The following is a 693-nucleotide window of genomic DNA, read 5'->3' as shown; positions in this document are numbered from 1 at the left end:
CTTCGGCTGGATCGCCCGCTGCCGCAGGTTGGCTCGCGACCACGAGGCTACCCCGTCCTCTGCGCTCGCCTTCTTCGTCCTCGCCGCAGCCATGATCCTCGTCAGACGGATCGCCCGAGCTTTATGAAACAGGGTCTCAGCGCGTGGCGTTTGCGCCCGACGACCCGCCGGGCCGGATCGTAACCGCGTTCGCCGGCCACCCCCACGCCACCCGAGCGGGCAGCTTGCGCATCGACGACACAGCCGGTCGGGCAGGCCTCACGTCCGACGCGCTCACGGTCAGCCATCGTGAGGGCATGAGCGAGGCGCTCGAACACGCCTGTCTGCGAGAGACGCAAGAACCAGCGATGCACCGTGCTCCACGGCATCCTGTACGTCCTGCGGACAGGATGCGCGTGGCGGCATCTGCCGCTGGACTTCCCGCCGTGGAGCACGATGCATCGCTGGTTCTTGCGTCTCTCGCAGACAGGCGCGTTCGAGCGCCTCGCTCATGCCCTCACGATGGCTGACCGTAAGGGCGTCTGACGTGAGGCCTGCCCGACCGGCTGTGTCGTCGCTGCGCAAGCTGCCCGCTCGGGTGGCGTGGGGGTGGCCGGCGAACGCGGTTACGATCCGGCCCGGCGGGTCGTCGGGCGCAAACGCCACGCGCTGAGACCCTGTTTCATAAAGCTCGGGCGATCCGTCTGACGAGGA

Annotated in this window: 1 pseudogene; it reads left to right on the top strand. The window is 68.4% G+C overall.

From position 1 onward, the window contains the following. Positions 1-330: 330 nt before the first annotated feature. Positions 331-651: pseudogene (locus MKK60_RS18995) on the top strand (transposase); the annotation flags it as partial. Positions 652-693 lie beyond the last annotated feature (42 nt).

Source organism: Methylobacterium sp. J-092, from assembly GCF_022829325.1.
Taxonomy (GTDB): Bacteria; Pseudomonadota; Alphaproteobacteria; order Rhizobiales; family Beijerinckiaceae; genus Methylobacterium.
This window is presented reverse-complemented; position numbering and strand designations above follow the sequence as displayed.